The organism is Acinetobacter sp. IRS14 (assembly GCF_034650275.1).
GTDB classification, from domain to species: domain Bacteria; phylum Pseudomonadota; class Gammaproteobacteria; order Pseudomonadales; family Moraxellaceae; genus Acinetobacter; species Acinetobacter oleivorans.
Window position 1 is genome coordinate 150,320 of record NZ_JAOVFN010000007.1, and the last position, 6,901, is coordinate 157,220.

General features: G+C 40.3%; 5 protein-coding genes. 2 read left to right on the forward strand and 3 right to left on the reverse strand.

All coding sequences use genetic code 11. The features are described from left to right. Positions 1-39 precede the first annotated feature (39 nt). Both ODQ17_RS09295 and ODQ17_RS09300 read right to left on the reverse strand, forming a co-directional pair. Entirely contained in the window at positions 40-1,362 is a 1,323-nt protein-coding gene (locus tag ODQ17_RS09295; protein ID WP_322903111.1) for an MFS transporter, read from the reverse strand. Positions 1,363-1,590: 228 nt separating this feature from the next. Next, positions 1,591-2,811, reverse strand: coding sequence for an acyl-CoA dehydrogenase (locus ODQ17_RS09300; RefSeq protein ID WP_322903113.1), 1,221 nt, complete (start codon positions 2,809-2,811; stop codon positions 1,591-1,593). Positions 2,812-3,057: 246 nt separating this feature from the next. Between ODQ17_RS09300 and ODQ17_RS09305 the strand changes: the two genes are divergently transcribed. Next, positions 3,058-4,005: a LysR substrate-binding domain-containing protein gene (locus ODQ17_RS09305; RefSeq protein ID WP_322903115.1), complete on the forward strand. Its 948-nt coding sequence runs from the start codon at positions 3,058-3,060 to the stop codon at positions 4,003-4,005. Positions 4,006-4,109: 104 nt separating this feature from the next. On the opposite strand, the gene ODQ17_RS09310 is transcribed toward ODQ17_RS09305, so the two are convergent. Next, positions 4,110-5,285, reverse strand: coding sequence for a zinc-binding dehydrogenase (locus tag ODQ17_RS09310; RefSeq protein ID WP_322903117.1), 1,176 nt, complete (start codon positions 5,283-5,285; stop codon positions 4,110-4,112). Positions 5,286-5,686: 401 nt separating this feature from the next. Between ODQ17_RS09310 and add the strand changes: the two genes are divergently transcribed. Beyond that, positions 5,687-6,682, forward strand: coding sequence for an adenosine deaminase (gene add / locus ODQ17_RS09315; RefSeq protein ID WP_322903119.1), 996 nt, complete (start codon positions 5,687-5,689; stop codon positions 6,680-6,682). The last annotated feature ends 219 nt before the right edge of the window (positions 6,683-6,901 follow it).

Consider the following 6,901-nt stretch of genomic DNA (forward strand, 5'->3'; position numbering starts at 1 on the left):
TCTTTTTAGAAGGTACTCAACGCACCTTCCTATCATTGTTTATGATTGTTTTTGCGGATCGTACTGACGATCTTTAATAAATAAGCCCGGCAATACACCCGCCACAAAATACGCAGCGCCCATCACAATAAAGGCCATGGTAAACGTACCACCCGATGCCAAGAAACCAATGGTGGCTGGTGCAATCGCAGCCCCGACACGACCAATGTTATAGGCACCGCCAATGGCTGTTCCGCGCACATCGGTTGAAAAACTTTCAGCCATATAAGTCGCATTTACACCGTATGGAATGCCATATAAGAAGCCAAAGGTAATTAATAAATACAAAATATTGTCAGGGGTATTGAAGAAAATAATGATTGGCAAGAACACTGCACTGGCAATTGTTCCAAACACAAAAACGGCACGGCGGTTAAATTTGTCGGCAAGATATCCTGCTAAAATTTTGCCTAAAATCATTGCGGTATATGAACCCACCATATAACTGGTTAAGTTTTTAAAGTTCATATGCACTTCTGTTTCTAAATAACTTGGCATCCAGTTGTTAATGCCGTAATAACCGAACTGTAAGAAGAATGCTGTGGTCATCCACAACAGAAACATTTTACGGTGCTTAAAGTTATTAAAAATTTGCTTATAAATACTGCCACTTTTTGGCTTTTCAGCCACCAACATTTCTTTAGGTTGTCTGTTGCCTTGCAAACTTTCAATTTTGGTGAGCTGCCAAGATTTTGGCTCTGGCACAAATCGTTGTAGGAAAATATTAACAAAAGCAGGCACCACTGTCAGGAAGAACAAAACACGCCAGCCATGATCTGGAATAATTGCGCCAGCTAATAGGGTCGCTGCAATATAACCTACGGTCTGACCCGTCTGTAACGTACCCAATACCGTTGTACGGTACGTGGTTGGTACATATTCAGCCATTAAGGTATTACAAGCCATATAGAGTGCTCCAATACCCAAAGCACCAATAAAACGTAAGGCCATAAATTGCTCGAAGCTTTGCGTAAAGCCCAATAAGCAAGTCGCTACAGAAAAGAAAGTCACCGAGTTGGCAATAGTTCTTACGCGACCAAACTTGTCACATGCCCAGCCACCCAAAATACCGCCAATACCCATACCTGCCAAAGAAGCACTACCTAATGCGCCTGCCTGAAAGGTACTTAAACCAAACTCTGCCTTTAAGCTGGTCAAGCTATAAGACAGCAGCATAATATCAATGCCATCGACTACCATCGCAAAATAGGCAAATAACAACGCCCATTTCCATGTATTTGGTCCAATCTTTTCATATGTTCCAAGGTTACTTGGAAATGTATTTCTTAATTCTTTCGATATTACTTGAACGTCATTGTTCATCTTTAGTTCCTCATTTTCCCAAATGAGTCATCGGTAGCCTACTTATGTTTTCTGTATGACTTAATCTTCTATATTTTCATCATCTTATATTTAGTTTTAAGTACACAGAGGCGTATCTTTACATGAGTATCCTTACGATGAATCTTGTCATTATCCATAAATTTTTGCGTAAAAATCCCTAAAGGCGTTCTCGAAAGAACACCTTTATCTTTTAAAAAAATTAATGAGTTAGTTACTAAATGCCGCGATACCTGTTTGTGCACGACCTAAAATCAAAGCATGAACGTCATGTGTACCTTCATAGGTATTTACGACTTCAAGATTGACTAAATGACGTGCTACGCCAAACTCGTCACTAATACCGTTTCCACCCATCATGTCACGCGCCATGCGGGCAATATCAAGTGCTTTCCCACAGTTATTACGCTTAATGAGAGACGTGCCTTCAACTGAAGCAATACCTTCATCTTTCATACGGCCAAAACGTAAAGCCACTTGCAAACCCAAAGCAATTTCAGTTTGCATATCTGCCAGTTTCTTTTGGATTAATTGATTTGCAGCCAACGGACGACCAAATTGTTTACGATCCATGGTGTATTGATGTGCAGTATGCCAGCAGAACTCGGCAGCACCCATTGCCCCCCATGCAATGCCATAGCGGGCGCTATTTAGACAGGTAAATGGGCCTTTTAAACCTCGAATTTCAGGAAACGCATTTTCTTCAGGTACAAATACGTTATCCATCACGATTTCACCTGTAATCGATGCACGTAAACCGACCTTGCCATGAATGGCAGGTGCAGATAAACCTTCCCAGCCCTTTTCTAAAATGAAGCCGCGAATATCACCAACATTGCCTTCAGCAGAAACTTCTTTTGCCCAGACTACAAATACATCGGCAATTGGGCTATTGGTAATCCACATTTTTGCGCCACTTAAACGATAACCACCGTCAACTTTTTTAGCACGAGTAATCATACTGCCTGGGTCCGAACCATGGTCTGGTTCGGTCAAACCAAAACAACCAATGTATTCACCCGTAGCTAGTTTAGGTAAGTACTTTTGCTTTTGCTCTTCGGTACCAAATTCATGAATCGGAACCATGACCAATGAGCTTTGCACACTCGCCATAGAGCGGTAGCCCGAATCGACATATTCAATTTCACGTGCAACCAAACCGTAACTCACATAGTTCAAACCGGCACCGCCATATTGCTCAGGGATGGTTGGACCCAATAAGCCAAGCTCTCCCATTTCACGAAAAATAGATGGATCTGTTTTTTCATGACGGAATTGCTCAAGTAAACGGGGTTGCAAACGTTCTTGGCAATAGGCATGAGCCGCATCACGAATCATGCGCTCATCTTCGGTAAGCTGTTGTTCAATTAAAAATGGGTCTTGCCAGTTAAATTGAACTTTTGCTTTTTTTGTTGTCACCATGTGATTCATCGCATCCTCTGCTTGATTTGATCTTCTTTATTTAACTCGATGTTATGCGTGAAAAATGCAGTAATCAAACGATAAATGTTCATGCAGATATGCGACTTACGCATATTTAAAATAAGACATATTAAATTTAGATATTTAATTGGTTGTATTTCATTAAAAATGGCTTATTTTTATACTAAACTCGGATATCTGCATTTAGATCATATGCTGTTTTGAAATATGACGACAAATAAAAGGATTTTATTTATGCGAAGAAGCATCCCGTCCATTCAGGGCCTGATTTGCTTTGAAAGTGCAGCAAAACATCTAAGTTATACCTATGCTGCGCAAGAGTTATGCATTACCCAAAGTGCAGTCTCGCGCCAAATTCAGCAGTTAGAAGATTTCTTGGGTGTTGAACTCTTTATACGTACTCGGCATGGTGTTGAACTCACCATTGCAGGTCAGCAGTATTTTAAAAGTATTAAGCCTTATTTATTGGGTTTAGAGAAATGTACAGCCGATGTGATTTCTCATAAAGGTTTAGGTGGAACATTAAAATTAGGTGTCGTTCCTACCTTTGCAACGCGTTGGCTGTTACCCAAGCTCCATCTTTTAAATCAAAAACACCCTGAAATTACGGTTCACTTAGAAACCAGTACCAAGCCTTTTTTATTTAATGACAATATTTTTGACGCTGCAATTTTTGCAGGTACGCAGCAGCAAATTGACCACTGGCCCGGCATACAAGCGCATTATTTAATGGATGAAGAAATTGTACCTGTGTGCTCACCAAGGCTAATCGAAAAGTATTTTCTAGATGCCGTCATGATTAATGAAAATACCTATGATTTAAGCCCTGAAGATTTGCTAAAAATTCCCCTACTACAACAAACCACTCGGCCTAGCATTTGGCAAGAATGGTTTCTAACTCATCAGATGCAACACCCGAAGCCTTTTGATGGACAACGCCATGAGTTATTTTCAATGCTTGCGGTTGCCGCCAGTCATGACATGGGAATGGCTCTAATTCCACAAATGTTGATTGAATCTGAACTACAAAAAAAAGAACTGGTGATTGTTTCCAATAAAAAACTAAAAGGCAGCCGAAAATACTATCTCATTCATTCGAGCCAAGACATCTCACCGACTATTCAGAAATTTGTTGAGTGGATTTACCAAGAATTAGAACAACTAAAGAGCAATTCAAACTAGCTCAGCAGCTTTCATTTGTGCCACATATTGCGATCTATACTCATAAAAAAAGATTGTGATTGATAAGATCACAATCTTTTTAGTTGAGCATAAATGACTTTAAGTTAATAACTCATTAATTGAATGTCTGTACCATTACGTTTCGGGTCAATCAAGATTTTGGCATGCTGTTCAGGGTCACGTAATGCTTCAAATGCACTCGTAACACCTTCTAGGCCAACAACACCCGTAATGAGCGGTGAACAGTTCACTTTACCTTCTGCAATCATGTGTAGTGCATCTCGGAACTCCAGCGGTGTATAACCCAACACAAACTGAATTTCTAACTCTTTATTAATTGCAAGTGCGGGTTCGATTTTGTCGCTTTGCATGCAGACGCCCACCCCAACAATTCGGGAAAATAAAGGTGCACCTTCAATAATTTGCTGCAAAACACCCGGTACGCCCACACATTCAAAAATAACAGGACGTTTTGGCAGAGCACCTAACTTATCAATCATGCGCCATCCATGCCACCAAGGTAAGCGTGTCGCTTGCAACTTATCAAACAGCCCCATACCCATGTTAATTGCATCAGAAACATTGCCAAGCAAACCAAACTCTTTCCAGTTGGCAAATGGCGATGTCTCTTTAGAGTCTACCACAATATCTGCACCGCATTGCTCGGCAAGCTTACGGCGGTTTGGTGAAAAGTCGCTGGCAACTACAGTTTTAACCCCAGCTGCTTTAAGCATTAATATGACACCTAGCCCGACAGGACCACAGCCAATCACAATTGCAGGTTCACCAGTTTTCACACGGCTACGGCGAACAGCATGCAATGCAACCGCCATAGGTTCAGTCATGGCAGCACTATCGGCATCTAGACCGTTGGGTACTTCAAACATCAAGCTCGACTGAGCCAGTACTTGCTCTGCATAACCACCAGATGCATTTGGCGAAAGACCTGTAGACAAATAACCATGCTGATCTACATTTAAAAGAGGCATTGCGCAAACGAGTGTATCGGCTTTAAATTTATGACGTGTTTTTGGACCATAGTCTAAAACCTTGCCGCAAAATTCATGTCCAAGTACAAATGGGTCTGTAGACTTCGCTAAACCATTAAACCCGACACGTGCAGCCAAATCATGCATATGGTCACAGTGGTGCTGCATATGTAAATCAGAACCACAAATCCCACATCGCACCACTTCTAATAACACCTGTCCTTTTGCAGGCGTTAATTTCGGTTGGTCCACCACTTGTAATTTTGCTTGATGACAAAGTACCGACTTCATTTGAGCGCTTCCTATTTCTTCTTTTTCATTTACTTGCCAGAAATAGATTTCTACAGATAAATTAATCGCTTTATCAGTTTAGTCTTTAGCAAGCCTTTATTCATCTTTACAAGTAAAAGGCAAAATACCAATGACCATTCTTCAGCCAATCCACTCTTGAAGAGTCAACAGAAATAGGCCCAGCGAAATTAAAAACAATAAAAATCTTGGTGCTTGTATCTTACACAGACTGCGTTGTCTTCTTAGGCCAGAACAATGTCATCAAAATTAAAACTTATACAAATATAGTAAGTTCAAAAAACTCAACTCAACCATTTTCACAAAAACATAGCAAATCCAAACTTTTATCAGTGCATCTAAACAGGCATGATGAATTGATGCAAACAGATAAGAAGAAATCTATGATTACAAAAACGCTCCCGCTGACAGATATACACCGCCACCTTGATGGCAACATCCGCATTCAAACCATTTTAGAGTTGGGGCAACAATACAATTTAGATTTGCCTGCTTACGACATTGAATCTTTACGACCACACGTACAAGTGATGGATAACCAACCCGACTTATTAAGTTTTTTATCTAAGCTCGATTGGGGCGTAAAAATATTAGCCAGTTTAGATGCCTGTAAACGTATTGCTTTTGAAAACATGCAGGATGCAGCACAGCAAGGACTAGACTATGTAGAACTACGTTTTTCACCGGGTTATATGGGAATGACCCATCAACTCCCACTTGAAGGCGTAGTTGAAGCTGTGATTGCTGGAGTAAAAGAAGGCAGCCAAGCGTACGGAGTAAAAGCAAACCTAATTGGGATTATGAGTCGTACTTTTGGCCAAGAAGCCTGTGAAAAAGAATTAAATGCCCTACTTGCCCATAAAAATGATATTAAAGCGCTAGATCTCGCTGGAGATGAGCTTGGTTTTCCGGGCAATTTATTTATTGATCACTTTAAAAAAGCACGTGATGCAGGTTGGCATATTACCGTACATGCAGGCGAAGCTGCTGGCCCAGAAAGTATTTGGCAAGCCATTGAAGAATTAGGTGCCGAACGGATTGGACATGGTGTTAAAGCAGTTCAAGATTTAAAACTTTTAGATTATTTAGCAAAACATAAGATTGGTATTGAGTCTTGTCTCACCTCAAATATTCAAACCAATACAGTATCCTCACTAGCAGAACATCCATTAAAGACTTTTTTAGAACATGGCGTACTTGCCACCATTAATACGGATGACCCAGCAGTAGAAGGTATTGAGATACAACATGAATATTTAACTGCTGCCCCATTAGCTGGTTTAAGCCCCGAGCAAATTTATACAGCTCAAGAAAATGGCCTAAAAATCGCATTTCTATCAGATCAAGAAAAAGATGAGTTAAGACAGAAATATCAATAACAGAGAACAGAGAACAGAGCTTATATAAACACGTTCAAATATTGGAGTACGATTGAATTAAAATTTCGAACTAGAAAACAAAAAAATTCCTTCTATCGATACGACAAGAAGAAATTCTTTTTAATCTTTGGGATATTTTTTAAAGCTTGAACGCTTTTAAAATATGGTCGGAGCAGTAGGATTCGAACCTACGACCCCCTGGTCCCAAACCAGGTGCAC

Coding starts and splice junctions, on each gene's coding strand:
- ODQ17_RS09310 (WP_322903117.1), bottom strand. CDS start 5,285: ATGAAGTCGGTACTTTGTCATCAAGCAAAATTACAAGTGGTGGACCAA.
- add (WP_322903119.1), top strand. CDS start 5,687: ATGATTACAAAAACGCTCCCGCTGACAGATATACACCGCCACCTTGAT.
- ODQ17_RS09300 (WP_322903113.1), bottom strand. CDS start 2,811: ATGAATCACATGGTGACAACAAAAAAAGCAAAAGTTCAATTTAACTGG.
- ODQ17_RS09295 (WP_322903111.1), bottom strand. CDS start 1,362: ATGAACAATGACGTTCAAGTAATATCGAAAGAATTAAGAAATACATTT.
- ODQ17_RS09305 (WP_322903115.1), top strand. CDS start 3,058: ATGCGAAGAAGCATCCCGTCCATTCAGGGCCTGATTTGCTTTGAAAGT.